General features: G+C 71.2%; 23 protein-coding genes. 16 read left to right on the forward strand and 7 right to left on the reverse strand.

Annotated features, from left to right (window positions below; genetic code table 11):
* Positions 1 to 331 precede the first annotated feature (331 nt).
* Positions 332 to 1,255: a MurR/RpiR family transcriptional regulator gene (locus KUM49_RS18270; RefSeq protein ID WP_217237913.1), complete on the reverse strand. Its 924-nt coding sequence runs from the start codon at positions 1,253 to 1,255 to the stop codon at positions 332 to 334.
* Between the two features lie 219 nt (positions 1,256 to 1,474).
* Here KUM49_RS18270 and KUM49_RS18275 point away from each other — a divergent pair, with 219 nt between their 5' ends.
* On the forward strand, positions 1,475 to 1,876 hold the full coding sequence (locus KUM49_RS18275; protein WP_217237914.1) for a DUF3662 domain-containing protein: 402 nt from the start codon (positions 1,475 to 1,477) through the stop codon (positions 1,874 to 1,876).
* Between the two features lie 12 nt (positions 1,877 to 1,888).
* Here the strand turns inward: KUM49_RS18275 and KUM49_RS18280 are convergent, their stop codons facing one another.
* The 3 genes from KUM49_RS18280 to KUM49_RS18290 all read right to left on the reverse strand — a co-directional run bounded on the left by KUM49_RS18280 (position 1,889) and on the right by KUM49_RS18290 (position 6,676).
* Complete coding sequence (locus KUM49_RS18280; protein WP_217237915.1) at positions 1,889 to 3,568, reverse strand: phospholipid carrier-dependent glycosyltransferase; 1,680 nt, start codon at positions 3,566 to 3,568, stop codon at positions 1,889 to 1,891.
* Positions 3,569 to 3,660: 92 nt separating this feature from the next.
* The gene (locus KUM49_RS18285) at positions 3,661 to 5,589 is read right to left on the reverse strand and encodes a phosphatase PAP2 family protein (protein ID WP_217237916.1); all 1,929 of its coding nucleotides are present in this window, start codon (positions 5,587 to 5,589) and stop codon (positions 3,661 to 3,663) included.
* Between the two features lie 178 nt (positions 5,590 to 5,767).
* Positions 5,768 to 6,676: a BadF/BadG/BcrA/BcrD ATPase family protein gene (locus KUM49_RS18290; RefSeq protein ID WP_217237917.1), complete on the reverse strand. Its 909-nt coding sequence runs from the start codon at positions 6,674 to 6,676 to the stop codon at positions 5,768 to 5,770.
* A gap of 318 nt (positions 6,677 to 6,994) precedes the next feature.
* Between KUM49_RS18290 and KUM49_RS18295 the strand changes: the two genes are divergently transcribed.
* The 7 genes from KUM49_RS18295 (at position 6,995) to KUM49_RS18325 (ending at position 14,079) form a co-directional block, all read left to right on the forward strand.
* A complete protein-coding gene (locus tag KUM49_RS18295) occupies positions 6,995 to 8,128 on the forward strand; it encodes an ROK family transcriptional regulator (RefSeq protein WP_308406655.1) in 1,134 nt (377 codons plus the stop codon).
* Between the two features lie 275 nt (positions 8,129 to 8,403).
* On the forward strand, positions 8,404 to 9,726 hold the full coding sequence (locus KUM49_RS18300; RefSeq protein ID WP_217237919.1) for an extracellular solute-binding protein: 1,323 nt from the start codon (positions 8,404 to 8,406) through the stop codon (positions 9,724 to 9,726).
* A 129-nt stretch (positions 9,727 to 9,855) separates the two neighbouring features.
* The gene (locus KUM49_RS18305; protein WP_217237920.1) at positions 9,856 to 10,776 is read left to right on the forward strand and encodes a carbohydrate ABC transporter permease; all 921 of its coding nucleotides are present in this window, start codon (positions 9,856 to 9,858) and stop codon (positions 10,774 to 10,776) included.
* The gene (locus KUM49_RS18310; RefSeq protein WP_217237921.1) at positions 10,773 to 11,675 is read left to right on the forward strand and encodes a carbohydrate ABC transporter permease; all 903 of its coding nucleotides are present in this window, start codon (positions 10,773 to 10,775) and stop codon (positions 11,673 to 11,675) included. The genes KUM49_RS18305 and KUM49_RS18310 overlap by 4 nt, the downstream gene beginning before the upstream one ends.
* A gap of 2 nt (positions 11,676 to 11,677) precedes the next feature.
* Complete coding sequence (locus KUM49_RS18315; RefSeq protein WP_217237922.1) at positions 11,678 to 13,396, forward strand: hypothetical protein; 1,719 nt, start codon at positions 11,678 to 11,680, stop codon at positions 13,394 to 13,396.
* Positions 13,397 to 13,504: 108 nt separating this feature from the next.
* Entirely contained in the window at positions 13,505 to 13,729 is a 225-nt protein-coding gene (locus tag KUM49_RS18320) for a DUF2945 domain-containing protein (protein ID WP_217237923.1), read from the forward strand.
* Positions 13,729 to 14,079, forward strand: a complete 351-nt coding sequence (locus KUM49_RS18325; protein ID WP_217237924.1) for a DUF3140 domain-containing protein — start codon at positions 13,729 to 13,731, stop codon at positions 14,077 to 14,079. The genes KUM49_RS18320 and KUM49_RS18325 overlap by 1 nt, the downstream gene beginning before the upstream one ends.
* Here KUM49_RS18325 and KUM49_RS18330 read toward each other — a convergent pair.
* Positions 14,048 to 14,803, reverse strand: a complete 756-nt coding sequence (locus KUM49_RS18330; protein WP_217237925.1) for a nucleoside/nucleotide kinase family protein — start codon at positions 14,801 to 14,803, stop codon at positions 14,048 to 14,050. The two genes, KUM49_RS18325 and KUM49_RS18330, sit on opposite strands and share 32 nt — an antisense overlap.
* A gap of 85 nt (positions 14,804 to 14,888) precedes the next feature.
* Between KUM49_RS18330 and KUM49_RS18335 the strand changes: the two genes are divergently transcribed.
* The 8 genes from KUM49_RS18335 (at position 14,889) to KUM49_RS18370 (ending at position 23,823) form a co-directional block, all read left to right on the forward strand.
* Entirely contained in the window at positions 14,889 to 15,284 is a 396-nt protein-coding gene (locus KUM49_RS18335) for an SgcJ/EcaC family oxidoreductase (RefSeq protein WP_217237926.1), read from the forward strand.
* Between the two features lie 98 nt (positions 15,285 to 15,382).
* Complete coding sequence (locus KUM49_RS18340; protein ID WP_217237927.1) at positions 15,383 to 16,120, forward strand: beta-phosphoglucomutase family hydrolase; 738 nt, start codon at positions 15,383 to 15,385, stop codon at positions 16,118 to 16,120.
* Positions 16,117 to 18,471, forward strand: a complete 2,355-nt coding sequence (locus KUM49_RS18345; RefSeq protein ID WP_217237928.1) for a glycoside hydrolase family 65 protein — start codon at positions 16,117 to 16,119, stop codon at positions 18,469 to 18,471. Before KUM49_RS18340 ends, KUM49_RS18345 begins: the two co-directional genes overlap by 4 nt.
* A 216-nt stretch (positions 18,472 to 18,687) precedes the next feature.
* Positions 18,688 to 20,193 carry a hypothetical protein gene (locus KUM49_RS18350; protein ID WP_217237929.1) on the forward strand — a complete coding sequence of 502 codons (1,506 nt, stop codon included), beginning with the start codon at positions 18,688 to 18,690 and terminating at the stop codon, positions 20,191 to 20,193.
* A complete protein-coding gene (locus KUM49_RS18355) occupies positions 20,190 to 21,131 on the forward strand; it encodes a lysylphosphatidylglycerol synthase domain-containing protein (protein WP_217237930.1) in 942 nt (313 codons plus the stop codon). The genes KUM49_RS18350 and KUM49_RS18355 overlap by 4 nt, the downstream gene beginning before the upstream one ends.
* Positions 21,132 to 21,207: 76 nt before the next feature.
* Positions 21,208 to 22,062, forward strand: coding sequence for a proteasome subunit beta (prcB, locus tag KUM49_RS18360; protein ID WP_217237931.1), 855 nt, complete (start codon positions 21,208 to 21,210; stop codon positions 22,060 to 22,062).
* 142 nt (positions 22,063 to 22,204) lie between these two features.
* Positions 22,205 to 23,368, forward strand: coding sequence for a HoxN/HupN/NixA family nickel/cobalt transporter (locus KUM49_RS18365; protein WP_217237932.1), 1,164 nt, complete (start codon positions 22,205 to 22,207; stop codon positions 23,366 to 23,368).
* Between the two features lie 182 nt (positions 23,369 to 23,550).
* A complete protein-coding gene (locus KUM49_RS18370) occupies positions 23,551 to 23,823 on the forward strand; it encodes a DUF6355 family natural product biosynthesis protein (RefSeq protein WP_217238242.1) in 273 nt (90 codons plus the stop codon).
* Between the two features lie 77 nt (positions 23,824 to 23,900).
* Here KUM49_RS18370 and KUM49_RS18375 read toward each other — a convergent pair whose 3' ends face one another.
* Both KUM49_RS18375 and KUM49_RS18380 read right to left on the reverse strand, forming a co-directional pair.
* Entirely contained in the window at positions 23,901 to 24,860 is a 960-nt protein-coding gene (locus KUM49_RS18375) for a hypothetical protein (protein WP_217237933.1), read from the reverse strand.
* An 11-nt stretch (positions 24,861 to 24,871) separates the two neighbouring features.
* Positions 24,872 to 26,344 (reverse strand): APC family permease, encoded by a 1,473-nt coding sequence (locus KUM49_RS18380; RefSeq protein ID WP_217237934.1) that lies wholly within the window; start codon positions 26,342 to 26,344, stop codon positions 24,872 to 24,874.
* Between the last annotated feature and the right edge of the window lie 293 nt (positions 26,345 to 26,637).

Consider the following 26,637-nt stretch of genomic DNA (forward strand, 5'->3'; position numbering starts at 1 on the left):
GGGGATGACCGGGGCCGCCACGGGCGCTCGCGCAAGCGATGCCCGACCGAACACCCTGGGCGCCGGCGCGGGTAGGAGCCGGCGGCTTCAGATGTCCGTGCAGGAGCCCGCGACGTCGGATGGTGCCCGCGCGGCGTGCGGTGCGGCATGCGCATGGGCGGACCGTCGTCTCTGTGCGGGCGGATGCGGGCGGAACGTGTGTCCCGGAATGACCGGGAGTGCGATCCGTGAGCAGTATTTATATATGCCGTCCGCTTTGCAAGAAGCATGAAAACATTCATGCGCGGTATGTGACGGATGTTCCCCGTGTGTCCGATGTAGGGGTGGGTCGTCAGTCCCGCAGGAAGAACTGGTGCTGGTCGGAGATGTGCTCGTAGTCCTCGAGCCGGGCCTGCGTGCGTTCCGGGTCCGCGTCGGTCATGGCCTGGAGCAGCGCGGCGGCCATCACGCCCGGCGCGGCATACGAGTCGAAGACCAGCCGGGACCCGGTCCCGGTGGCGAAGACGGCGTCCGCCTCGTCGGCCACCGGACCGAGCGCCAGGTCCGTGATCAGCGCCACCTTGAGTCCGGCGCTGCGCGCGACCCGTACCGCGGTCAGGGTCTCCTGGGCATGCCGGGGCATCGAGAACGCCAGCACCCAGGTACCGCCCGCCTCGCGCGACTGGAGCAGCGCGTCGTAGGCGACGCTGCCGCCCCGGGTGACCAGCCGCACGTCGGGATGGACCCGGCGGGCCGCGTACGCGAAGTACTCGGCCAGTGACGCCGAGATGCGCAGGCCCAGGAGGGTCAGCGGGGTCGACCGGGACAGCTCGCGACCGACGTCGATCACCTGGTCGGGGTCGGCGAAGTCGCGCCGGAGGTTCTCCAGGTTGTCGATCTCGGCGTCGACCGCCGCCTGGAGTTCGTTGCTGCCGTTCTCCTCCGCCGCGGGGGGACCGCCGGCGAGGGTGGCGAGCGCGATCGACTGGAGCCTCTCCCGTAGCGCGGGGTAACCGCTGAAGCCCACCGCCGCGGCGAAACGCGTCACCGACGGCTGGCTCACGCCGACACGCTCCGCGAGATCGGTGATCGAGAGGAAGGCCGCCTCGGTGATGTGCTCGATCAGGTACTGGGCGATGCGGCGCTGCCCAGGGGACAGCCGGGGCCGGTCGAACAGGCCCCTGAGCTGCGAAGTCGGGGAGACCTCCGCCTCCGGTGCGGTCTTCCCCGAGGTGATCGCGGATGCCTGGGCGCGTGCCTGCTGCGGCGATGGCACGGCGCCTCCTTTGTCTCCCACAGTGCCTCAACATAGCTCACGCACCGTGGCGGCCGGCGGCTCGAGCGGGGGCCCCGGACGGCGGCCCGAGAACGAGGGAACGAGCCGCCGAAAGGGCGGATACGGGCGCGCCGGCCGGGAACCCGCCCCGGCGAAGGCCCTTCGGCGACGATTTTCGAAGCCGGCAAACGTACCAACTCTTCGGCAGGTGAGAGGCGAATGAGCGCACTCAGTGCGGTGGAACAGGCCCTGGAGAACCGGTGGGAGGCGCTGTGGGCGCGGGTCATCGACAAGGAACCCGTCGAGCTCCTGGACGCGTTGCGACGCGAGTGCGACAGCAACGCGGTCGTGTGCAGCGAGACCCGTGTCGTGGTCCCCAACGCCTACGACATCGAACTCGCCGACTCCGTCCACGACGAGCTTTCACGCCGGGGCACCAACGTCGGCCAGGCGCTCACCGACTGTCTGATGCGGCACGCCGAACACAAGGGCTACGAGTGGGCCGGCCCGCTCGCCGTGCACATCACCAGGTCGGCGCAGGTGCCCAACGGCCGCTACCGGCTGGCCAGCAGCGTGATGTCGCACGTGAGCGCCGACGGTTTCCAGTACGCGGCTCACTAGGAGGAGCGGACGTCAGCGGCGGTAGATCGTGATCGAGTGACCGACCTGGTCGACCGCGCGACTGCTGTCGATCAACTCGGCCAGCTCACCCTTCGCTTTGGCAACCGAGGAGTCCGACACGGCCAGCAGTCCGCGTACTTCGCGCCGGGGCGCCCCGAGCGGATCAGGTGCGTCGATGCCGTAGTACGACGGCACACCGCTGCCCTTGTACACGAGCCAGATCCGCTCGCCCCGGTACCGCTCCCGCAGCCGGTCGGCGAGCCGGCCGAGGTCCTGGCCCCAGTCGACGTTGGAGTCGTGCAGCCTGAGCCGGGTCTTGGCCGGGCCGCCGAACGCCTCGTTGGAGTACGGCAGATAGCAGGGAAACGTCCGCAGGGAGCTGACCGCGACGAACAGCACCAGCGCCCCCGTCGCCACCGGCGTCCACCGCCACCGCGGGACCAGGACACAGCCCGCCCCCACCGCCAGGAACATCGGCAGGAAGACGGCGTACCGGGTGCCGAGGTCCCTCGCCCCCTCCATGGCCGCCGCCAGCAGCACCGCGGCCGGCAGCAGCAGATACGGCGCCACGGGCCGCAGCCGGCGTACCGCCACCACCACGACGGCACCGGCCGCCCACAGCGCGAGCATGCCGAGCGGCGTCTTCACCAGCAGTGCCACCGGCAGGTAGTACCACAGGGACCCCTCGTAGACCCGCCCGAACAGGAAGCCCTCCCACGGCCGGTTCTCCAGACCGAACTGGATCCGCATCCCGTCCCGGAACGCCTCCGGGAACGGCAGCAGCTCCACCAGCAGCCCCCGCCGCCCGTGCACGACGGGCACGTACTGCTGCGGCGACCAGCGCAGCCGTGGATCGACGGCCAGATAGGACGCCCAGACGACGGCCACGGCGACCAGCGCCACCACGGCGGCGCCCCCGGCCGCCCGCAGGAGCTTCCCGCGCCGGTCCGCCGAACCCGCGTCCGCGCACCAGACCGACACCGCGGCCAGTACCAGCAGCACCGGGAAGGCCGCCAGCGCGCTCATCTTCGTGGCCAGGGCCGCTCCGAGCGCCGCGCCGGCGAGCGGCAGACACAGCCGGGGCCGCCCGCGCGCCCGCCACAGCAGCCACACCGACGTCAGCAGGAACCCGGCCGTCGGCACGTCGAGCGTGGCCAGCGAGCCGTGGGCGATGACGTCGGGGGAGAAGGAGTACAGGGTGAGGGCCGCCAACCCGCCCACCGGCCCGGCCAGTTCACGGGCGAAGGCGAAGACGACGAGCCCGAACAGCAGCGTCAGCGCGATCACCGGAAGCCGGGCCCACAGCATCAGCCGCCAGGGGTTGTTGCCCGACTCGTACAACAGGTGCCGCCCGAGGGCGCCCTGGCCGCCGGTGAAGGACGGATCGACGTGCGGGTCGGCCAGGGCCACGCCTACGGCGACGACCAGCTTCCCCAGCGGCGGATGCTCGGGGTTGAAGCGCACGCGGTGCTCGTGCAGGTAGTCGGCGGCCGTCCCCACGTACACCGGCTCGTCGATGGTCGGGGTCTGCTGGACCGCCGTGGTCACCATCGCCGCGGCCATCTGGGCGAGCAGCACGACCACGAGGAGCGGCACCAGCCGGCGTCCGCCCGACCGCGAACGCCCCGGCGGCCGGACGCCGGGTGCCCCGGGGGCCGGGTCCAGGACCGAGGGCCGTTCGCGCGTCATCATCCGCCCCGCGGTGACACCGGGCGGGCGGTGGCGGGAGCGATGTGACGGCGTCTCATACGCCTACTCTGCATCAGCTCCCGCCACCAGGGGCGCTACCGCTTCAGGAGTCGTACCGACAGACCTTCCGCCGTGTGGACGGGTACGGCCCGCAGCGTGTCGGAGTCCAGCTCGACGCGGTCGAACTGACCGCGCAGCACCGGGGCGCCGAGCACGCGGACCGTGCTGCCCGCGGCCGGCGGCCGCTTCGCGTCGAGGCGCAGCGACAGCGTGCTGCCCCGGCCGAGCACCGCCCGGCGCGTCACCTCCAGGACCGGCTCCTGACCCGACCGCAGTGTCACCTCCAGGGTGCCGGACTCCTGCGTGTACGTGCCGTGGACCTGCAGCGACTTGCCGAGCTTCAGCGTTCCGCCGGTCACCCGCACACCACCGTGGCCCAGCGCGTGGGCCGAACCGGCGACCAGCACACCGTCCTCCAGCACGGTGCCGCCGGTGTACCGGTTGTGGCCCGTCAGGGTCAGCGTGCCGCTGCCGCGCTTGGTGAGGCCGCCGTCGCCGTCGATGTCGTTGCGCCAGCTGTCGGCCGCCCGGAAGCCGCCGGCCGCCGCGTCGAGCGTGACGGTCACGTCGGAGTCGAAGGCGCCGTAACCGTCCGCAGCGGCGAACAGGTTCAGCCGGCCCCACTGTTCGAAGCCGTCCAGCAGGACGTAACCCGAGGGCAGTGCGGTCGTCCGCAGCACGTCGCGACGCTGCGCCGCGTCCAGGTACGGCAGTCGCGTCTCCAGCAGCACCTCCGCGCCCTTGGGCACGCTCAGCGGCTCGTTGCGGCCGCGCCGGGTCAGCACGTAGGTCAGCCGGGGCCCCACGGCACGCTCGTTGGCGTCCCGGTCGGCGTACGGGTCGGAGCCGTCCGAGTGGGCGTACGTGTACAGCGTGTCCGCCGTGGTGCCGGTCTTCTCCTGGAAGTACGCCAGGGCCTGGGCGCGCGCCGCGGCCTTGAGGCCGGCGTTCGCCGGGTCGGCCAGTGCGGCGGCGGCCAGGGCGGTGGCCATGATCCGGCCGCCGATGACGTCGACCGTGGAGTGCATGCCCGACATGATCCGGGTGTGGCTCAGTTCGAAGGCACGGGTCACCAGTTCCTGGAACCGCTCGGGCACCGCGTAGGCGAAGGCCAGGGCCGCCAGGTGGAAGGCGTTGGTGTGACCGCTGGGGAAGCCGCCGTCATCCGCCGCGTTGGTGCTGCGCTGCCGCAGCAGCTGCGTGACGACGACCACCTTCGAGTCGTAGACCGGGTAGCCGAGCGCGTCCTTCGCGCCCGTGTCGACGACCTCGCTGTCCTCGTTCATGCGCCACGGGCGCGGGTACTGGAACGTGAACTTGGCGGGGTTGCCCGAGGCGAACGGGCCGCGCACGGTGTCGACCAGTTTGGCGACCTGGCCGAGAGCCGAGTCGTAGGAGCCCGCGCCGAGCGCGGATCCCGCGGGGGCGCCGGCCGGGACGGCGTCGCTGATCGTGGTGGCCGGTGTCCCCTCAGGAGCGCTGGTGATCGAGGTGACCGCCTTGGCGCCCGCCTTGTACAGGTCGGCCAGCGGACCGAGGCCCCCGATCATGGCGTAACTCTGGTGCTGGCGGTCGTGGACGAACGCCTTCTTGGCCTGCTCCTCCGTCCGTGCGGACGTGACCCGGGCGCAGTAGCGCATGTTGGCGCGCAGCACCTCGGGCATCAGCGGCGTGCCGGTGTTCCAGGCGTCGCCCGTCTTCCACACCTCGGCGAAGCCGCCGAGGATCCGGACCACGGCGTTGGTCTCGGGCGTCTGGTTCGCGACGATGTTGGTCTTGTAGTCGTCGACGAACGCGGCGAATGCCGTGGCCGCTTTCGCGTCCGTGGCGGCCAGCCAGGTGGCGAGCGTGGGAGCGGCCAGGACCCCGGCCGAGGCGCCCAGGGAGGTCTTGAGGAACCCCCTGCGGTTCACGGCGCGTTCACGGACCGACGAGGGGGAGCTGTGCCCGGCTGGTGACGGCATGCGTCTGCCTCTCTTGAGTTCATCGGCCCTGCGGCCGTGGGTAAGGAGGTGGTGCGATCGACGGCGGCTCGCGGGGCGACGGCCGACCTGAGAGCCGAACGCGCTTTCCCGAGCCGTACGAGCGAAGATCTACGGGCGGGTTGTGTCGGACCGGGGAGGATCCGGCGTCCGCCGCGTGTCATACGAGTGAACGGGCCATCGCCACCGCCCCGTCGACCGGCGCCACCCCGAGGGGCCTCGGCCGGGCTCCCGGCACGCGCTCGGCCAGGGACGACACGAAGGCGTCGTACAGGGCGGGTTGGGCCAGGACGGTGCTGCCGGCGATCACGACGTCGTCGACCGGGACCCCGCGGGCGGCGAGCCGTTCGACGAGCGCGGCCAGCGCGCGGCCGCCCTCGGTGATGACCGTACGGGCGAGCGGCGAGCCCGCCTCGGCGGCGGCGAACACCACGGGTGCGTGCCGGCCCCACTCGGCGGAGACGTCCTCGGCGCTCTCCAGCGCCGCCCCGAGCGCGGGTACCTCGGCGACCCCGAACGCGGCGACCAGAGACTTGGCCAGTGCGTCGGGTTCCTCACCGCGGTCGTGCGCCCCCCACGCGGCCCGCACGGCCTCACGGACGAGTCCGGCCGAGCCGCCCTCGTCGCCGAGCACCGCACCCCAGCCGCCGACCTGGACGGGGCTGCCGTCGTCGAGCCGGCCGACCGCGACCGAACCCGTGCCGGCCACCAGGCCGACACCCCGGTCCAGTCCCGCCGCGGGGACGAGGAGTTCGGCGTCGCCCATGACCAGGGCGGGCGCGTCGAAGTGGAGTTGCAGAGCGGTGCGGATCTGGGCGCACTGCCGAGGTGTCTCGCAGGCGTGCCCGCCCACCGCGACGGCTGACGGGCGTGCGCCCGTCGGCAGCGCTTCGGCGACCAGCGCGGCCAGCCAGCCGGCCGCGGCCACCGGGTCGTGCGGCCGCCAGCCGCTGCTCGGCCGGACGTGATCGGCGACGGACCGCTCGCCCGTGAAGGCGCGCAGGTGCGTCTTGGTGCCGCCCACGTCGATGCCGACCACGAGAGGGCACGAGGGGGGAGAGTCCTGCACGGAACCTCTTTCGTCGTTGCACTTGGCTGCGACGGTGGGCGAACCGTGCCTGGAACATGGGGAGTTGAAGAACTCGGGAAGCCCCGGGACGGGCCTCTGACGGACCACGGCAGGCGAGTACCGTGACGTTCGTTAGGAAGTTAACTAACGAAGTACAGTGCGTGTCAAGAGGCATCGCGCACTCCACCGGAACGGCCCGTCCGGGCCGCCGAGAGGCGGGGGATCCGCGACGCCAGGGCATCCCATCGCCGCATCCCACCGACCCGGTCGAGCGGGAGCGCGGCCCGTGACCTGTGTGGGAGAACTGTGGAACACGACGTGGCGAAAGCCCCCCGCCTGACCGAGAGCGCGAGCGCGGTGTTCGCCGTGCTGGCCGGGGCGGGCAGGGCCACCCGCCCGCAGCTCGCGAGCCTGGCGGGCCTGTCCAAGCCGACGGTGTCCTCCGCCGTGGCGGAACTGGAGAACGCCCGGCTCGCCGCCTGCTCCGGCACCGCCTCCGGCAGCACGGGCCGCAGCGCCGCCGTATACGTTCTCGGTCCGGCGGCCGGGGCCGTGCTCGCCGTCGACCTCGGCCCCGCCCTCACCCGGGTGCGCGGCTGCGCCCTGGACGGCACCCTGCTCGCCCAGGCCACCGGCTCTCGGCAGGAGGCCGCCGACGTCGTGCGCGAGGCCCTGTTCGCCCTGCCCGCCGCGGCCCCGCTGCGCAGCATCGTCGTCGCCGTCGGTGACGTCGCCGCGCCGGAGGAGTCAGGCGCCGGTATGCGACCCGCCACCGCCAAGGCCGGCCCCGTCTTCGACGCCATGGCCGTCGCCCTGCCGGCCGGTGTTCCCGTCCACCTCGAGAACAACGTCAACTGCGCCGCGCTCGCGGAGCTGCACGAGGGCGCCGCCCGCGGCCACCACACCTTCGGCTACCTGCGGATCGGCGTGGGCATCGGCCTCGGCATCGTGGTCGGCGGCCAGGTGCTGCGCGGAGCCAACGGCGCCGCCGGAGAGATGGCCCGGCTGCCCTACCCCTGGGACGACGACCGCGAGCCGCGCCAGGAGGCCCTGGAGGAGTACATCGGCGCACGCTCGCTGCTGCGGCGGGCCGCCGCGGCCTGGCAGGACACCGACGGGCCGCGCCCGCGTACCGCCGAGCGGCTGTTCGCCGCCGCCGGGGAGGGGCGGGCCACGGCTCGCGCCGTCGTGGGCCGTCATGCCGCGGACGTGGGCCGCCTGGCCGCCGCCGTGACCGCCGTACTGGACCCTGGACTGATCGTCCTGGGCGGCAGCACCGGAGCGTACCCGCAGCTCCTGCCCGGTGTGCGGGCCGAACTGGCACGGCTGAGCTGGCCCACCGAGGTGGTCAGCAGCACGGTCGGGGACCTCGGCACGGTTGTGGGTGCGTCCCGGCTTGCCGTCGCCCGGGGAGTCCAAACCGTGACCGAGGCCGTGGGGGAGAAGGATTGACGGCTTCCGACTCGGTCTGCCAATGTCCGGACAAGCGCTTTCTAAGTCGGCCGGGACGCCGGCTTGGGGTGAGCGTCCCGCCCGTACCCGAAGGTACGGCAGCCGCGCGATGGCGTGCTCGCGTGACGACGGCCATGGCGGCCGGGGATCCCACCCGTCAGGATGGCGCGGCCGGGCGAGGCCGTGCTCCGGAAAGCGAAATTCCCTGCAAAATGCACCCGTGCCGCCTCGGCTGGCGCCGTGCTCCGTCCCCTACCGAAAAAAAGGGATCGAAGATGACCACTGTGGGTGTGCGGCGCTCTCGCCGACTCGGCCGCGGCGGTATGCGCCGCCTGGCTCCCCTCGCTGCCGTTGCCACGGCAGGTGCCCTGCTGCTTACCGCCTGCGGAGGGGGATCCGACTCGGGCGGGACCTCCAAGTCGCTGACGTTCTGGATCTCCACGGTCCCGGGGCAGGACGCGGGCTGGAAGAAGATGGTGGCGCAGTACGAGAAGGAAACCGGCGTCAAGGTCAAGCTCGTCAACATCCCCTACGACGGCTACACGACGAAGCTGCGCAACTCCGCGCAGGCGAACTCGCTGCCCGACGTGGCGGCCGTGCCGGCGCTGGACCCGATCTGGTCGAACAAGCTGATCGACCTCAGCTCGATCGCCAACAACAAGACCAACAAGATCAATGGCAACTTCGTCGCCAAGGACTCGTCCGGGAAGGTGCTGTCCATCCCCTCGGACGTCACCGCGTCCGGCATGTTCATCAACAAGTCGCTCTTCGAGAAGGCCGGCGTCGACTACCCGACCTCGCCCGACAAGACGTGGACCTGGACCGAGTTCATCAAGGCGGCGGACGAGGTCCGGGAGAAGACCGACGCCAAGTACTCCCTGACCTTCGACCAGTCGCCGTCCCGGCTGCGCGCCATGGTGTACGAGATGGGCGGGAAGTACGTCCACGCCGACGACTCCGGCAAGTTCTCGGTGGACGCGGCGACCAAGAAGGCCGTGAACACCTTCGTCGGATGGAACGACGACAAGACCATGCCGAAGTCGGTGTGGACCAGCGGCGCCGACCCGTCGGCCATGTTCCAGAGCGGTGACGTCGTCGCCTACTGGTCCGGCGTGTGGCAGGTCGCCGCCTACGCGGAGAGCATCACGAAGTTCGAGTGGGCGAGCGTCCCGACTCCCGCCCAGCCGGTGCAGGCCAGTGACGTCAACAGCGGCGGCATGACGGTGGGCTTCAACAACAACGCCGACGCGGCCGCCGCCGCGAAGAAGTTCCTGTCCTGGCTGTACGAGCCCGACCACTACCAGGCGCTGTGCGAGGCCTCCGGCTTCCTGCCGGTCGAGACCGGTCTGAACCCGAAGTACCCCTTCAAGTCCGAGGCGGCGCAGGCGGCGTTCAAGCTCTACAACGAGTCCATCCCGCTCTACGACCCGATCTCCGGCTACTTCAACAGCGCGCAGACGAACTGGGTGCTGAAGGGCAAGAGCCTCGCCGACGACCCGACCAAGGCGGAGCTCGGCAAGGCGATCAACGGCGAGCAGTCGGCCGACAAGGCCCTGCAGAACATCGTGGACGGCTACAACCAGCAGGTCGGCGGCTGAGTGTAGGCAGGCAGGCCCGGGCGGCGGGGTCGAGACACCGCCGCCCGGGCCCGCGGACCCCACTCCACGTGATGCCGGGCTCATGGCCTGAGCCCCCAGGACCCATTCCACCAGCACGGAGTCAGGAAGATGACAAAACGCGCCTCGGACGCTTCGGACGTGTCCGTGAGCCCGCCCAGGAGACGAAGCAAGTACACCCTCGCACCGCTCGTCCTCATCACGGGCAATGTCGTGCTCTTCGCGCTGTTCTTCGTCTGGCCGGCGGTGATCGGGCTCGTCTACTCCTTCACGAACTACACGGGCGTAGGGGCGTTCCAGTTCGTCGGACTGGACAACTACCAGAAGCTGCTCGGGGACTCGACCTTCTACGCCGCGACGACCCGCACGCTGCTGTACACCGTGCTCTTCGTTCCGCTGAACTTCGTGTTGTCGCTGCTCATCGCCAACGTGCTGGTGAGCAAGCACGCCAAGGGCGCGTCGGTCGCCCGCATCTTCTTCTTCATCCCGTGGCTGCTGTCGCCCATCATCGTGGGTGTCCTGTGGCGATGGCTGTTCGGTGAGAACTTCGGACTGGTCAACTACCTCATCGAGAAGGTCGGCGGAAGCGCCGTTCCATGGCAGTCGAACGCGGACCTGTCACTGATCGTGGTCGTGGTGGCGGCAGCCTGGGCCTGGACGGGCTTCTCCATGCTGCTGTTCATCGCGGCGATCAAGAACGTACCGACGTCGTACTACGAGGCGGCGGCGCTCGACGGCGCCGGTCCGTGGCGCCAGTTCATCAGCATCACCCTGCCGAGCATCGCCCCCACGTCCTTCATCGTCATCCTGCTCAACACGATCCACGCGATGAAGGAATACGCGGTGTTCGCCTCCCTCAACAACGGTGGACCCGGAACGTCGAACAACCTGCTTGTCCAGTACATCTACCAGACGGGGTTCAAGACGGGCCAGATCGGCTACGCGAGCGCCGCGTCGTTCGTGCTCATGCTCATCCTGATGGGCGTCGCGATCATCCAGATGATGGTCAACCGGCGGGTGGAGAACCGATGACAACCACAGACACACTGCGCAAGGCCGACGCCGATTCCGTGCCGGCCGTCTCCAGGAAGCGGTCCCGCGGCGCGGCGAGCGGCGGGCTTCGGCGCGCGATTGCCCCGACGACTCTGCTGTGGGTCCTGGCGGGCCTCTACGGGCTGCCGGTGCTGTGGTTCGTCCTCAGCTCCTTGAAGCCGGCGGGAGACCTGTTCTCCCTTCCGCTGACGCTGTTCCCGGACGACCCCACCGTGTCGGGTTACAAGCAAGCGTGGGCAAGCGCCAACTTCTCCGGGTACTTCATCAACACGATCATCGTGTGCGTGATCGCGACGATCCTCACGGTGGGGGTCAGCTGCTGCACCGGGTACGCGCTGGCCAAGTACGACAACAAATGGCTCAAGGCCTTCTTCCTCTGCATCCTGGCCACCACGATGCTGCCGGCCGAGGTCATGCTCGCCCCGCTGTTCCTGGTGGTCCGCGACCTCGGCCTCTACAACTCGCTCTCCGGCATCATCCTCCCGGCCCTGCTCACCGCGACCGGGTGCTTCATGTTCCGCCAGTTCTTCCTGACGGTCCCCGACGAGCTCATCGAGGCCGCCCGCATCGACGGCGCGCGTGAGCTGTCGATCTTCCTGAGGATCATGGTGCCGCTCTCCCGGCCCATCATGCTGACGCTCGCCATCCTGTCGTTCCAGTGGAGGTGGAACGACTACATCTGGCCGCTGCTGATGCTCAACGACCCCGAGAAGTTCACCGTGCAGATCGGCATCCAGAGCCTCGTCGGCGCGCAGAACATCAACTGGTCGGTGCTGCTCGGCGGATCGGTCATCTCCATGGTCCCGCTGATCGTCGTCTTCCTGGTGTTCCAGAAGTACGTCATGAACGCCGACATCAACGCCGGACTGAAGGACTGACCTTGCCCACCCCGCTCGACCACGAGTTCGTCCGCGCGGCGGCCCGCGCCGCCGACCGGCTGGCCGCCCCGCTCGCGGCCCGCCCCGACGAGGAACCCGCCGGTGTGCCGCACCGCGGCCTGGCGCGGCGGGTCAAGACCCTGGTCGCGGCATACCGTTCCCCGGACTCCGCACTGCACAGCAGCGGGCAGGCCGTCGCCGCCGCGAGGACCCACCTCCGCGCCCTGCGGGCCGCGCAGACCACCACCGGCCTCTTCGCCGGCGGCGACAACGTGCAGTCACCGCCGGACTCCGCCTTCACCGTCAACGACGTGTGCGACGCGCACGTCCTCGCCGCCGACGGGGGGCCGGAGCTGCGCGACGTCACGGCAGCGCTCGCCGAGATCGCCGGCGCCGTCTCGGGCAGCCTCCTGACGGGCGGGGTGCACACCCCGAACCATCGCTGGGAGCTGTGCGCGGCGCTGGCCCGGCTGCACCGGTCGTTCCCGGACGACCGGCTGCTCGACCGTGTCGAGGAGTGGCTTGCCGAGGGCGTCGACATCGACGCGGAGGGCCTGTACTCGGAACGGAGCGCCAACTACGCGGCCCACGTGTCCAACCCGTCGCTGCTGCTGCTGGCCGAAGTGCTCGGCCGCGCCGACCTGCTGTACGCCGTCGAACGCAATCTCGCCACGACCCTGGACCTGATCAGGCCCGACGGCACGGTGGAGACCGTCCACTCGCGACGGCAGGACCAGAACCACGCGTTCCCGCTGGCGCCCTACCTGCCGCACTACCGGCTGCTCGCGATCCGCACCGGCCGGGGCGACTTCGCCCGGGTGGCGCGGCTGGCGGCCGCCGGCGGTATCGACGACCCCGACCTGCTCGCCGAGACCCTCCTCACCCCGGACCTGTGCCGCGCCCTGCCGGCCCCGACCGCGGAGACCGTTCCGCGCGACCGGTACCTCACCACCGCACGCCTCGCCGCCCGCGCGTCGACCGACGCGCACACGGTGGTGTACGGCGGCTCCGACGTGCCCGAGCACCGGCGCATCCGCTCGGGCCTCGCCTGCAACCCCACCTTCCTGCGCCTGTTCGCCGGCGACGCCGTCCTCGACGCGGTCCGCCTCTCGCGGGGGTTCTTCGATCTGGGCCCGTTCCGAGCCGCCGGCATGGAGCAGCTCGCCGACAACCGGTACCGGCTCACCGAAACCCTCACGGCCGCCTACTACCAGCCGCTCCCGAAGGACGACAGGCGGGACGACGGTGTCTACCGACTGGTGGACGACGGACGTTTCTCGGCCTCGATGGCCTTCCCGGATCGGCCTCGGGACGAGGTCTCCCACACGACCCGCGTCGAGGTGGACCTGAGGGAAGACGGTGCCGACCTGCGGATCGACATCAGCGGACCCCGGGTGCCCTGGGCCCTCGAACTGACCTTCCGGCCGGGAGGTGTGCCAGAGGGCGCCGTACCGATCGGTGACGGACGCTGGTGCCTGACGACCGGTTCCATGACCTACCGGGTCGGGGACGACGAGATCCGGGTCGAGGCCGACGTCGAGGCGGGCGAACCGCTAGCCGGGCCGGACCGGAGCGACGTACTGCGCTACGACCCGGGTCAGGACTACACCGTGGTGGGCGGCACCGACGCGACGACCGGGAACCGCGTCTACATCGGTGGACTCGGCCCGCACACACTGACCGTCGCACTGCGCGCCCGTCGGCCCGCACCTGTCGTGTGACCGGGACGGCCATGGCCACTCAGGCATGGAGAGTTGACAGGAGTACCGCCGCGGTCCGCCCATTCGGATGTACGTGCCAAGTATGGTGCCGGACCTGAACCTGGCCGCATGACGAAGAAGAAACCCCGCAAAGGCGACAAGGTCACCTGGAAGAGCCACGGGCAGGAGGTCCCCGGGAAGGTCACCAGGAAGATCACGGAGCGCACCGAGGCGGCCGGCCGGACCGTGGACGCCTCGGAAGACGAACCGCAGTACGAGGTGGAGAGCGACAAGACGGGCCGCTCCGCGGTCCACAAGCCCGACGCCCTGCGCAGGAAGGGCGACGACTCCTGATGGCCGACCAGGGTGACGACCAGGACCGGAAGGCCACGCTGGACGCCTTCGCCGAGGCCGTCAACATGACGCCGGGCCGGCTGGAGAAGTGGTTGGAGACGGACGAGTCCAAGAGCGTCGGCCAGAGCACGGGCGGTGGGGACGGGGAGAGCGTGGGGCACGCCTCCGGGCGGCGGATCGTCGAACTGCTCCGCACCAAGAAGGCCGACCTCAGCGACGACGACGTCGCACACATGCGCAAAGTGGTCGGTTACGTCCACCGGCACGTCAAGCAGCGCCCGGCAGGCGATGTCACCGACACCCCGTGGCGCCACTCCCTCATGAACTGGGGCCACGACCCCCTCGCCTAGAGCCACCCGGCAGGCCGGACCGCTCCCGGTCCGCCGCGGCACGCTGACGGACCGCCCCCCGCGGCTGCCGCACCTGCGGCTGCCCCAGAAGGTCCCGCACCACCAGATCCGCCCGCTCGCGCGTCGCGGCGACCAGCTCGGCGTTGTGCTCGTCGGAGCCCAGCACCCAGGCCACCGCCTCCTCGTGGCCCTTGCCGAACTCCTCGTGCCGGGCGACCAGCCGCCGTACCCGCTCCTCCTCGTCGGTCTCGCAGAACCACACCTCGTCCAGCTCGGCCCGGACCCGCGCCCAGGCGCCCGTGTCCAGCAGCAGGTAGTTGCCCTCGGTCACGACCAGCCGGGCGGCCGGCGGGACCGGGATCGCGCCCGCGACCGGCTGCTCCAGCACCCGTTCGAAGCCGGGCGCGTACACGGTCTCGCCGTCCGGCTCCTGGACGCGCAGCCGCCGCAGCAGTGCCGCGTACCCCGCCGCGTCGAAGGTGTCGGGCGCGCCCTTGCGCTCGCGTCGGCCGAGGCGGTCGAGTTCGACGTCGGCGAGGTGGAAGCCGTCCATGGGGACGTGCGCCACCCACGGGTCGCCGTCGGCGTTGAGCGCCCGCACCAGGTTCTCGGCGAGCGTCGTCTTGCCGGCGCCCGGACTGCCGGCGATGCCGAGGAGCGCACGGCGGCCGTGGGCGGTGAGGGCCCGGGCCCGGGTGAGGAGGTCGTCGAAGGTCAGGGGCACGCGACCGAGTCTGTCACCCGGCGTCGAGCCGATGACTTCGGGTGGGCAGGGCACTCTGGTCCGGACGAGAGGAGGGATCCATTCCATGTCCGACGACCAGGCGCAGATCCGCACGCTGATCACCAACTGGGCCGAGGCCGTCCACCGGGGCGACCTCGACGGCGTCCTCGCCGGCCACGCCGAGGACCTCGTGATGTTCAACGTGGCGCCGCCCCACGAGGGCATCCACGGCCTGGCCGCCTACGGGGCGACCTGGCCGCCGTTCTTCGGGTGGCAGGCCCAGGGCGCCTGCTTCGACATCGAGACCCTCGACGTCACGGCCGGCACCGACGTCGCCTACGCCCACGCGCTGCTGCGCTGCGCCTCACCCGAGGAACTCGCCGAGCACCCCGGCGTGCGCCTGAGGCTGACCTTCGGTCTGCGCAAGGAACGGGGCCGCTGGCTGGTCGCACACGAGCACCACTCGTTCCCGCACGACTGACCCGGCGCACCAAGAGGGGCGTAAGAGTGTGTCGTGAAGTGCGCCCTGTGTGGCGTGCGCCACTCACTGGACCCGCTCTCGTGGGGAACCGTGTCTGTATGACGGAGCTCGGTCTTCCCGAAGACATCCTGGCCTGCCTCTTCGACCTCGACGGTGTGGTCACCAAGACGGCCGTCGTGCACGCGGCCGCCTGGAAGGAGATGTTCGACGCGTTCCTGCGCGAACGTGAGGGTGAGCAGTTCCGGCCGTTCGGCGACGCCGACTACGACGAGTACGTCGACGGCCGCCCCCGGGCCGACGGCGTCCGCACCTTCCTCGCCTCCCGCGGCATCGAACTGCCCGAAGGCGCCCCTGACGACCCATCAGACGCCCCGACGGTGCACGGCCTGGGCAACCGCAAGAACGACCTGGTGCTGGAGAAGATCCGCACCGACGGCGTCGAGGCCTACGACGGCACCCTGCGCTATCTCGAAGCGGTCCGCGCGCGCGGCCTGCGCACCGCGATCGTCTCCTCCAGCGCCAACTGCCGCGACGTGCTGCGCGCCATCGACGCCGAGGGCTACTTCGACGTACGCGTCGACGGTGTGGTGGCCGCCGAACGGAAACTGCCGGGCAAGCCGCGCCCCGACACCTTCCTGGCCGCCGCCCGGGACCTGGGCGTCGACCCCTCGCGCTGCGCCGTCTTCGAGGACGCACTGGCCGGCATGGACGCGGGCCGCTCCGGCCACTTCGGGCACGTCGTCGGCGTCGACCGGGTCGGCCAGACCGACGCCCTGTACGCGCACGGCGCGAACGTCGTCGTGAAGGACCTGGCCGAGCTGGGAGGCAAGGCGTGATCACCGAAAGGGCGTACACCGTCGAACCCTGGGCCGTACGCGAGAGGGACCTCGACCTCGACGTCCTCGCGCAGAGCGAGTCCGTGTTCGCGCTGTCCAACGGCCACGTCGGCTGGCGCGGCAACCTCGACGAGGGCGAACCCCACGGCCTGCCCGGCTCCTACCTCAACGGCGTGTACGAGCTCCACCCGCTGCCCTACGCCGAGGCGGGCTACGGCTACCCGGAGTCCGGCCAGACGGTCATCAACGTCACCAACGGCAAGGTGCTGCGGCTGCTGGTCGACGACGAGCCCTTCGACCTGCGCTACGGCCGGCTCGTGGCCCACGAACGCACCCTGGACCTGCGCAGGGGAGTGCTGGAGCGGACCTGCGAGTGGATCTCCCCGGCCGGCTCCCGCATCCGGGTGCGCTCGACCCGGCTGGTCTCGCTCACGCAGCGGGCGATCGCGGCCGTGGCGTACGAGGTGGAACCCGTCGACAGCCGGACCCGGGTGGTGATCCAGTCGGAACTCGTCGCCAACGAGAGCCTGCCCGAGCCGAACGGCGACCCGCGCGCCGCCCAGGCCCTGAAGTCGCCCCTGGAGCCCGAGGAGGACTTCGCCTCCGGGTCGCGGCTGCGCCTGGTGCACCGCACCCGCCGCAGCGGATTCCGGATCGCCGTGGCCGCCGACCACGTCATCGACGGACCCGAGCGGACCACGACCGACAGCGAGAGCAACGTGGACGTGTCCCGGCTGACGGTCACCTCCGTCCTGGAACCCGGGCAACGCCTGCGGGTCGAGAAGCTCGTCGCCCACGGCTGGTCCGGGGCCCGCTCCCGGCCCGCGATGAGCGACCAGGTCGAGGCGGCGCTGGCGGCGGCCGCCCACAGCGGCTGGCAGGGCCTGCTGGACGAACAGCAGGAGTACCTCGACGACTTCTGGGCCCGCGCCGACGTCGAGGTGGACGGCGACGAGGAGATCCAGCAGGCCGTCCGCTTCGCCCTCTTCCACGTCCTGCAAGCCGGTGCCCGCGCCGAACAACGGGCCATCCCCGCCAAGGGACTGACCGGCTCCGGCTACGACGGGCACGCCTTCTGGGACACCGAGACCTTCGTCCTGCCCCTGCTCACCTACACCGCGCCCGACTCCGTCGCCGAGGCGCTGCGCTGGCGGCAGAACACCCTGCCCGCCGCCCGGGAACGCGCCCAGCAACTCGGCCTCGGCGGCGCCGCGTTCCCCTGGCGGACCATCGAGGGCTCGGAAGGGTCCGCGTACTGGCCCGCCGGCACGGCCGCCTTCCATGTGAACGCCGCCATAGCCGACGCCGTGGTGCGTTACACGGCGGCCACCGGCGACACCCACTTCGAACGGGACACCGGCGTCGAACTCCTGGTGGAGACCGCCCGCCTGTGGCGCTCGCTCGGCCACCACGACCACCACGGTGTCTTCCACATCGACGGCGTCACCGGCCCCGACGAGTACAGCGCGGTAGCCGACGACAACCTCTACACGAACCTCATGGCCAGGGCGAACCTCCTGTCCGCCGCCGACGCCTGCGAACGCCACCCGGAGCAGGCGGCCCGGCTCGGCGTAGACGAGGAGGAGAGCGCCGGCTGGCGGGACGCCGCCGAGGCCGTCCACATCCCCTACAACGACGAACTCGGCGTCCACGAACAGCACGCGGGTTTCACCCGCTACCAGCGCTGGGACTTCGCCGGTACGAGCGCCGACCAGTACCCGCTGCTGCTGCACTTCCCCTACTTCGACCTCTACCGCAAGCAGGTCGTCAAGCAGGCCGACCTGGTCCTGGCGATGTACACGTGCAGCGGCTGGTTCGAGGAGTACCACGACGAGGAGCAGATCGCCCGCAACTTCGCCTACTACGAGCCCCTGACGGTACGGGACTCCTCACTCTCGGCGTGCTGCCAGGCGGTCGTCGCCGCCCAGGCCGGCCACCTCGCTCTCGCCTACGACTACACCGCCGAGGCGGCCCTGATGGACCTCGCCGACCTGGAGCAGAACACCCGCGACGGACTCCACATCGCCTCTCTGGCCGGCACCTGGACCGCTCTGGTCGCCGGATTCGGCGGCCTGCGCCGCGACGGCGACTCGCTCCGCTTCGCCCCGCGACTGCCCGACAGGTTCAGCCGGCTCGCCTTCACCCTCCAGCTCCTCGGCCGTCGTCTGCGCGTGGAGATCGGCCCGGACAAGGCGACGTACACGCTGGTCGCGGGCGACCCGCTGACCATCCGCCACCACGGCACCCCGCTGACCGTGAACGGGGAGGGCCCCGTCGTCCGCGGGATCCCGGCGCAGAAGTCGCGCCCGGCCCCGGAACAACCCCCGCACCGCATCCCCAACCCGCGCTGACCGCGCGGAGTCCAGTCGCTCGACCAGGTCCTGCAGGCCCGAGAACCGGGCCGGCAGGACCTGGTCGCGTACGTGGCTGCCCCGCCGAGGCTTCAGGCACCTGGCCGATTTCGACCCTGCACACCAGTCCGAAGCGGGTTAGTTTGTCTATGTTTTTCCCGCATTCCCCGTATTCCCCGCATTCCCTGCACTCACCTGCCAGGGGGAGGGTGGACGATGGCCCACGGTACGCACGCCATGCTCGTCGGTCTGCGACGCGGCGAACCGGCGCCCGGCCCCGGCACGTCCTGGCGCACGCGGGGCGAGTGGCTGCTCGCGGCCGTGGCCGCAGCCTTCACGCTCGCCCAACTGCTCCTCGTGCGCCCCGGCATCGGCCTCGGCTGGGACGAGACGGTCTACGTCAGCCAGGTCGGCACCCAGGCTCCGGCGGCCTTCTTCAGCGCCCCGCGCGCCCGGGGCGTCTCCCTGCTGGTGGCGCCGGTCGCGTCCTGGTCGACCTCCACCGAGCTGCTGCGCGTCTACCTCGCCGTCCTCTCGGGCCTCGGCCTCTACCTGGCCCTGCGGGTATGGCGCGCCCTGTTCCCGGCCCGGGTCCTGGCCCTGGGCGGCGCGCTCTTCGCCACCTTGTGGATCACGCTCTTCTACGGCCCGCAGGCCATGCCCAACCACTGGGTCGCGATCGGTGCCCTGGTGTGCGTCGGCTGCTTCCTGCGCGCCCGCGCCGACCGCGCGGACCGGGCCGCCCTGTGGGGTGTGGCGGCGGGCGCCGCGCTCATGGCGTGGATGCGGCCCGCCGACGCCGTGTGGGTCGCGCTGCCGCTGCTCGTCCTGGTGGTGACGGCCCCGGCCCGCAGGTGGCGGCTCGCGGCCGCCCTCGTGGGCGGGCTCGTCGCGGGTGCGGCGGAGTGGGTGGTCGAGGCGTACGCCGACTACGGCGGCCTGGGCCGGCGACTGTCCGAGGCCTCCGACATCCAGGGCGGACTCGGGTGGCACCTCGCCGTCGACGACCAACTGCGCAGCCTGGTCGGACGGACCCTGTGCCGCCCGTGCACCGGACCGATGCCCAACCCGGCGGTGCTGGCCTGGTGGTTCGTCCTGCCGCTGCTCGCCGTCGTCGCCCTGGTGGTCGCGGTGCGGACCCGGCGCACCGCGCCCACGCTGCTGCCGCTCGCCTGCGCCACGACGGCCGCCGTGCCGTACCTGTTCATGATCGGGTACGCGGCCCCCCGCTTCCTGCAGCCCGCCTACGCGCTGCTCGCGATCCCGGTCGCGGCCGCTCTGCTCCATCTGGTCACCACGCCGGCCGGGCGGTGGCGGCCGATGGCGGCGGCCCTGGTCGCAATCGGGCTTGCCGGGCACCTGGCGGTGCAGTACGCCGTCCTGGACCGCACCGTGGACCGCACCACGGCCGACCGCCGCGACTGGGCCCGCACCGCCGACCACCTGCACCGCCTCGGCGTCCGCCCGCCGTGTCTGCTCACCGGCCACGAGGCCATCCCCGTCGCCTACTACACCGGCTGCTCCTCGGCGGCGACCGGCGGCCCGAACGCCAACAGCACCCGGGCGGACATCCTGCGCACCACCCGCCGCATGCCGACCGCCACCCTCACCCGGCCCGGCGCCGCGCCCCCCTCGTACGCCCGCGACTGGGGGACTCACCGGTCCGCGGTACGGGACCTGCACATCGCACCGACGCCGGCCCGCCGGGACGGGCCCGGATGACCTCCGGGCAGATCACCGTCGCGCCCACCCGCAGACGTGCCTACCGGCACACCGTCCTCGCCCTCGCCGTTCTGGTGGCCGCCGGCTGTCTGGCCCGGCGGCACTGGCCCGTGCTGGAGACGGGCGCCCTCCGGCTCGCCGTGGCCGACCAGGGCTGGCTGCTGGCCGGTGCCGCGGCGACGGGCGCGACCTGGCTGTGCTCGGCGCTCGCCCAACAGGGCGCCGTGACCCGGCCGCTGCCGCCGGGTCGGCTCGTGGCCACCCAGTTCGCCGCCTCCGCCGCCAACCACGTCCTGCCCGCCGGGCTCGGCGCGGGCGCCGTGAACCTGCGCTTCCTCATGCGCTGCGGGATGCCGGCAGGCCGCTCGGCGACCGCGGTCGCGGTGAAGGCCGCGGCCGGCGCCCTCGCGCGGGGCGCCCTGATCGTCGTACTCGCCACCGCCTGCCCGGGCGTCCTGCGGCTGCCGCCCGGCTGGGGCGGATGGGCGGCCCTCACCGGCGCGGCTCTCGGCGGTGCCGTCCTGCTGGGCGTCCGGCTGTGGCCCCGCTGCCGAGGCGCCCTCGGCGTGGTGCTGGCGGACGTGCGGGCCGTCCACGCGCGACCGCGCCGGGCGGCGGCGCTGTGGGGCGGCTCGCTGGCGTTCGCCCTGCTGCACGCCCTCGTCCTGATCGCCGTCACCCGGGCCGTCGCGCTGCCGCTGGCCCCGGCCCTAGTGGCCCTGCTCTACCTCGCCGCGAGCTGCGCCGCCGCCCTGCTGCCCACCCCGGGCGGCCTCGGCTCCCTCGACGCCGCGCTCGGCCTCGCGCTCGCCGCCGCCGGAGCGCCCCCGGCCGCGGCCGCCTCCGCCGTGCTCGGCTACCGCCTCCTGACCGTCTGGATCCCGTTGCTGCCGGGCCTGTTGGTGCTCGGGATCCTCGTCCGGCGCAGAGCGCTGTGACCGCGCCCCGGCGTTTCCCGGCCGCCCGCTTCTGGTAGGAGTCCGGTTGTCGGTCGACGGACGAGGGGGGAATGCCATGACAGGGAACGATCACGGCGGGCGCTTGGGGGAGGAGTTCTTCACCCCGGGATCGTCGTCCTTCACCGAGTTCCTGGCCGCGCACCGCCCGGAACTGCTCAGCACCCGCCGGGTCCTGCCGGACGGCGTGGTCGCCGCCCCCGACCAGGTACCGCACGGCACCACCGTGCTCGCCCTCACCTTCCGCGACGGGGTGCTGATCGCCGGCGACCGCAGAGCCACCATGGGCAACCTCATCGCCCAGCGCGACCTGGAGAAGGTTCACCCCGCTGACGACTACTCGGCGGTCGCCTTCGCCGGCACCGTCGGACTCGCGGTGGACATGGTGAAGCTGTACCAGGTCGAGCTGACGCACTTCGAGAAGATCGAGGGCACGGCGATGACCCTCAACGCGAAGGCGCGCCGCCTGTCCGGCATGATCCGGCAGAACCTCGGCCAGGCCATGCAGGGTCTCGCCGTCGTACCACTCCTGACCGGCTACGACCCCTTGGCTCCCGAGGGTGAGCGGGGCCGCATCTTCAGCTTCGACGTCGTCGGCGGGCTGTACGAGAAGACCGACTTCCACGCCGAGGGGTCCGGATCACCGTACGCCCGGGGCGCGTTGAAGAAGCTGTTCCACAAGGGCATGGACCGGCGCGAGGCCTCCCTGGCCGCGCTCCACGCGCTGTACGACGCGGCCGACGACGACTCCGCGACCGGCGGCCCTGACATTCATCGCCGGATCTTCCCCATCGTCTCGGTCATCACCGAGGACGGCTTCGAGCGGTTGTCCGAACCGGAGACGGAGCAGCTGAGCCGCGAGATGGTCGAGCAGCGCCGCGGCAGGCCGGACGGACCGAACGCGACGGCGTGACCGGTGACTTCCTGACCGGGCACTTTTCCCACCCGTGGTGAAGACCTGTCACGGGCTTTACTGCACATGACTTGCAGCTGCCGGAGGATGGCACAAGGCTGCTCGACGCGGCCGTACGCACAACAGGAAGATCCTCCCCCCGATGACGGCCGGCCCTGATTCCGCTCCGCCCCTCCTCCCCGCCACCGCCCCCGAGAGGGGCTCGGCCCGGCACCGCGTCCTCGGCTCCATGACGCGGCAGGAGTGGATCAGGGTGGGGGGGATGGCCGCCGTGGTCGTGGCCCTGCACGTGATCGGCTGGTTCACGCTGCTCGTGCTCGTCGCGCCGCACCACTACGGCATCGGCGAGAAGTCCTTCGGCATCGGGATCGGCGTCACCGCGTACACGCTCGGCATGCGGCACGCCTTCGACGCCGACCACATCGCGGCGATCGACAACACCACCCGCAAGCTGATGGGCGAGGGGCAGCGACCGCTGTCGGTCGGCTTCTGGTTCTCGCTCGGCCACTCCAGCGTCGTCTTCGTCCTGGCACTGCTGCTCTCGTTCGGTGTGAAGGCCCTCGCCGGGCCCGTCCGCGACGACGACTCACGGCTTCACGACGTCACCAACCTGATCGGCACGACCGTCTCCGGGGCCTTCCTCTACGTCATCGCGGCCATCAACCTGGTCGTCCTGGCCGGAATCTGGAAGGTGTTCCGGCAGATGCGCTCGGGGCACTACGACGAGGCCGCCCTGGAGGAGCAGCTGAACAACCGCGGCTTCATGAACCGCCTCCTCGGCCGCGTCATGAAGTCGATCACCAGCCCCTGGCATATGTACCCCCTCGGCCTGCTCTTCGGCCTCGGCTTCGACACCGCCACCGAGATCGCGCTGCTCGTCCTGGCCGGCTCGGGCGCCGCCTCCGGCCTGCCCTGGTACGCCATCCTGTGCCTGCCCGTCCTGTTCGCCGCCGGCATGTCCCTCCTCGACACGATCGACGGCACGTTCATGAACTTCGCCTACGGCTGGGCCTTCTCCAAGCCGGTCCGCAAGGTTTACTACAACCTCACCATCACCGGCCTGTCCGTCGCCGTCGCCCTGCTCATCGGCACCGCCGAACTCCTCGGCCTGCTCGCGCAGAAGCTCGGCCTGCACGGCACCTTCTGGAACTGGGTGACCGGCCTCGATCTGAACGTCCTCGGCTTCGTCATCGTCGGCCTGTTCTTCGCCACGTGGGTCGTCGCCCTGGTGGTGTGGAAGACCGCCCGCATCGAGGAGAAGTGGACAGCGGGCCTGGCGGCAGCCGCGGAGCGCGGAGCCGAGTGAGCAAGGAGGGCCTTCCCGCTTGCCGAGAACCGGCCGGGATCACTCCAGTGGCGTAGCGACAGAACGATTCGCCAGGTGAACGGCCACGGCACATGATCATTCGCCGGGGCGCACCGGCCATCCTGGGTCGGCAGTTTCACCCTCCACTGACCAAGGAGATTCCCTTGCGTGTTCGTCGTATCGTGACCGGCGCCCTCGGTTCCGCCGCCCTCGTACTCACCTCCATGGGCGCGGTGACCACCGCCGCGAGCCCCGCGGCGGCCGACCCGTGCGGGTTCTACGAGACCGGCTCGGACGCCTTCTACAACCACTGCACCTCCGACGGTTCACGGGTCGTCATCAAGGTGGAGGTCCCCCTGGCCCCCGACTACGAGCGGTGTGTCGGCCCGGGCAAGTCCTGGCTGGGCTCCGCGAGCAAGATCAGCGGCGCCTACTACGTCGGCCGCACCTGCTGACGAGCAGGCTCCCTCGGCAGTGCTCCGTACCGCCCTCGGCCCGTGTGGTACGGAGCACTCCGTGTTTTCCCGCCCGCTCAGGCACGCAGCCTGAACTCCTTGCGCCCCTTGGTGAGCTGCTTCTCCGGGTCGCCGGTGTACGACCACGGGGTGCGCGTGGCACGCGGCCCCAGCATCCGCAGCAGCGACCCGGCGACGTCCTGGACTCCCGCGCAACAGGCCGCGTGCGTCAGGTAGTTGACGTCACGCAGCTCGCCCGGCGCCACCGTGTCCTCCGTCCGGCCCATGATCCAGCGCTGCCAGGTGCGTCGTACGTCGCTGATCGCGCCGTCGTTGTTCCAGTGCTGACCGAGGCCCACGGAGGCCCGGCTGTCCTGCGCGGCGTCCTGCGAGTGCCGGTACTCCTCGACCCGGGCGTACTGCACCAGCACCGGCAGTGCGCAGCCTGGCGGTGCCACGCCGGCCGCGTCCCGGGCGAAGTCGTACATCAGGCCGTGCGATCCGTGCCAGCGGGACGAGTAGTAGTGCAGCACCTGGAGGTGGCCCTCCACGCTGTACTGGTCCCGCCCCTGCAGCTCGTCCCACCAGCGGGCCAGTTCCTGCCGGCGCACCCCCGTCTGGTACAGCCGCGCCACGGAGATCAGTGAGATCCACGGCGTGGGGTCGTCCGGGTACGCCTCGGCGGCGTGCAGGCACGCCATGACCGCGCTGTCGACGCGGTGCCGGCCGATCGGCACGCCCCGGCCCGCGGCGATGGCCAGGTTGAACGCCCGGGCCGTCTCGGTCGCCGCGTAGAGCACCAGGGGGTCGGCGCCGCGCGGCTCGGCCGCGAGCCACGTCTCCGCCGTCGAACTGCTCGCACAGGCCTGGGCGAGCAGCCGGACCCGATGGCCCCGGGCGAGCCAGTCGGGGCCGGTGGCGTGCAGGAGTTCGCGCAGTCCCTGCCAGCGGCCGATGACGATGTCGTGCCGGGCCGAGCTGAGGGCGGTGTCCCCGCAGTCGGGGTCGAAGTCGGGAGCGAAGCGGTCTCGCGCCATCGGAGTCTCCCTCAGAAGTCGGTGGGCAGACCCTCGTGGACAGGGGCGTGCGCGTCCGCATGGTCGTCGGGGACGTAGTCCGTCTCGACGGTCCGGGTGGCGTCGAGCTTCGCCGGCCGGTAGTAGTCGCTGCCCTGCCGCCAGTACCAGAGCATCGGAATCAGGCCGACGGCCAGGCCGCCGATGCCGATCGTGACCGAGGCGGTGCTCAGCTCGCTCAGTGACTCGACGAACACCCAAAACATGAACAGGGCGCCGAACAGCGGCCACAGCCCGCCGAACACGAAGTTGGCCACCGACTTCAGCAGCATCCTGCGGTAGGCGACGACCACCGCGAGCCCGGCCAGCCCGTAGTAGACGGCGATCTGCAGGCCGATCGCCGAGATCGCGTCGGAGAGGATGTCACCGACCGAGCCCAGGGCGTTGGAGGCGATCAGCATCACCAGTGCCACCGTGCCGACGACCACGATCGCGACCCACGGGGTGTTCCAGCGGGGGTGGACCCGGCCGAGCGCGGACGGCATCGTACGGTCGCGGCCCATCGCGAACAGCGAGCGAGTGACCTGGATGAGCGTGGTCTCCAGCGTGGCGATGGTGGACAGCATCACCGCGACGATCAGCAGCTTGCCGCCCCAGCCCGGCCAGACCTCCTCGCCGAGCACGGCCAGCACGTTGGCGTTGTTCTCCTCGATCTGCCGGGAGGAGAGGATCACGTTCACCGCGATGGTGAACGCCTCGAACAGCAGGAAGACGATGCCGATGCCGATGAGGCCCGCGAGCCCCGTCGTACGGCGGCTGTTGCGGGTCTCCTCGCTCAGGTTGCTGGTGACGTCCCAGCCCCAGTAGTAGAACGCGGCGATAAGTGCGCCGGACGCGAAGCCCGACACGCCGTCGAAGTGGCTGAAGCCGAGCCACGACCAGTCGAAGGCGCGAGCGCTGCCGGTGTGGAGGACGGCGAGGACCGCGAACAGCGCCAGAATGGCCAGCTCCACCCCGGACATGACGAGCTGTGCGCGGACGGTGAGCCGGGCCCCGCCGAGGACGACCAGCAGCATGGCCACGAACCAGGCCGCGCCGACCACCGTGGACAGCGCGGTGTTCTCCGCGAGCTGCTCGTCGAAGAGAGCGAGCGTCATCGACCCGGCGGGCAGCGAGCCCGCCACCATGAAGATGGTCGCCGAGATCACCAGCGCCCAGCCGCTGATGAACCCGAGAAAGGGATGGAGCGTACGCCCCACCCATGAGTAACTGGCGCCCGCGTTCACGTCGATCCGGCCGAGATAGCTGAACGCCAGTGCGATGCCGAGCATGGGTATGGCGCAGTACAACAGGGCCGCAGGGCTCGCCAGGCCCACCGTGCCGACAAGGACCGCGGTGGTGGCGGCCAGCGAGTAGGCCGGGGCACTGCCGGCGACGGCCATCACGACCGTGTCGAACGTGCCGAGGGCATTGGCCTGCAGCCCTCTGCCCCTGAAGTTGCTCATGGATGCGCTGCTTTCCGTCGTGCACGACGCGGGGAGGACAAGGCCCCGACGGCGTAAGGGGAGTGGGGGGTGGAGCCGTCCCGGACGCGTGAGGGATGGCCTCGGGTCAGGGGCGGTGAAGGTGAAGGAGGGGGTGGCGGATACCGCGCGGTCGCTGCGTGGACAGTCGGTCACACCGTGTGTGCGTGTGATGATAGCGGCACTCATTGAGCTTTCAAGATTGACCGGGAAGTAACCTCCCCAGGTCGTCGAACGCCTCACTCCCGTACTTCTTTTGAGGTTGGAGATCCCGT

Source organism: Streptomyces sp. AC555_RSS877, assembly GCF_019049245.1.
Lineage (GTDB): Bacteria > Actinomycetota > Actinomycetes > Streptomycetales > Streptomycetaceae > Streptomyces.